Source organism: Streptomyces novaecaesareae (assembly GCF_000716875.1).
GTDB lineage: Bacteria > Actinomycetota > Actinomycetes > Streptomycetales > Streptomycetaceae > Kitasatospora > Kitasatospora novaecaesareae.
The window spans coordinates 1-1909 of sequence record NZ_JNWQ01000182.1; the positions used below are offsets into that span (position 1 = coordinate 1).

The 1909-nt window shown below is 73.8% G+C and carries 1 protein-coding gene; it reads left to right on the forward strand.

Annotated elements, in window-relative coordinates; all coding sequences use genetic code 11:
* The coding region (locus OP86_RS32335) for a condensation domain-containing protein (RefSeq protein ID WP_033334421.1) at nucleotides 1–1909 on the forward strand (1909 nt) is incomplete at both ends.

Genomic DNA, 1909 nt, shown 5'->3' on the forward strand with positions numbered 1-1909 from the left:
ACCCGGCACCCGGATGTACCGCACCGGTGACCTGGTGCGCCGCCGCCCGGACGGGCAGCTGGAGTTCGTCGGCCGGGTGGACCACCAGGTGAAGATCCGCGGCTTCCGGATCGAGCTCGGCGAGGTCGAGTCGGTGCTGTCGCGCTGCGAGGGCGTCCGGCAGGCCGTCGTCCTCGCCCGGGAGGACACCCCCGGCGACAAGCGGCTGGTCGGCTACGTGGTGGGCGAACAGAACGGGGAGCCCGACCTCGACCCGGCCGCCCTGCGCGACCTGGTCGGGGAGCGGCTCCCCGAGTACATGGTGCCGAGCGCCATCGTCGTCCTGGACGCCATGCCGGTCACCCCGAACGGCAAGCTCGACCGGAACGCCCTGCCCGCCCCCGACTTCGGCGCCGGCAGCACCGGCCGGGCGCCGCGCACTCCGCAGGAGGAGATCCTCTGCGCGCTGTTCGCCGAGGTGCTGGGCCTGGACAGCGTCGGCATCGACGACGGCTTCTTCGAGCTCGGCGGGCACTCGCTCCTCGCCACCCGGCTGATCAGCCGCGTCCGCACCACGCTCCACGCCGAGTTGAGCATCCGCGAACTGTTCCAGTACCCGACGGTCCGGACCATGGCCGCCGCCCTGGACCAGCAGGGCGGGGTCCGCACCCCGCTCACCCCGATGCCGCGCACCGGCGACATCCCGCTCTCCTCCGCCCAGCAGCGCCTCTGGTTCATCAACCGGCTGGACGGCCCCGACGGCACCTACAACAGCCCGGTCGTGCTGCGGCTGCGCGGCTCGCTGAACGCCCTCGCGCTGGAGCAGGCCCTGCTGGACGTGGTCGGCCGACACGAGACGCTGCGCACCGTCTTCCCCGAGACCGACGGCGTCCCGCGCCAGCACGTCCTGGAGAACGTCGCCGGCCGGCTGCGCCTCACCGTCCACGACTGCACCGCCACCGGCCCCGCCGAGGCCCTGGCCACCGCCGTCGGCCGTGCCTTCGACATCGCGACCGACCTGCCGCTCGGCGCCGATCTTCTCCGGGTCGGCCGCGAGGACCACGTCCTGGCCCTGACCTTCCACCACATCGCCACCGACGGCTGGTCGATGGGCCCGCTGCTGCGCGACCTCGCCACCGCGTACCAGGCGCGCTGCGCGGGCCGGGCCCCCGCATGGGTGCCACTGCCGGTGCAGTACGCCGACTACACCCTCTGGCAGCGCGAACTGCTCGGCGAGGAGAGCGACCCGGGCAGCCGCCTGTCGCAGCAACTCGACTACTGGCGCGGCATGCTGGCCGACCTGCCGGAGGAGCTGGCGCTGCCGACGGACCGTCCGCGCCCGGCCGATGCCTCGCTCACCGGCGGCGTGGTCTCCACCGGGGTCGACGCGGAGGTCCACGGCGCGCTGACGGCCCTGGCGCGGGACCACGGGGTGACGCTCTTCATGGTGCTGCAGTCCGCGCTGGCGGCGATGCTGTCCCGGCTCGGCGCGGGCACCGACATCCCGATCGGCATGTCGGTCGCTGGGCGCACTGACGAGTCGCTGGACGAACTGGTCGGCTTCTTCGTCAACTCCCTGGTGCTGCGCACCGATGTCTCGGGCGACCCGACCTTCGGCGAGCTGCTGGCCCGCGTCCGGGAGACGGACCTGGGCGCGCTCGACCACCAGGACGTCCCGTTCGAGCGGCTGGTCGAGCTGGTCAACCCGGCCCGGCTCGAGCTGAGGGACGAGGCCGGCGGGCCCGCAGGCCTGGTCGCCTCGCTGGAGTACTCCGCGGACCTGTTCGACCGGAGCACCGCCCAGTGGCTGCTGGAGTGCCTGGTGCGGCTGCTCGGCACGGTCGCGGCCGACCCGGCGGCCCGGATCGCCGAACTCCCCCTGCTCTCGGAGGCCGACCGGCTCGCCCTGGCCGGGTGGAACGACACCGAG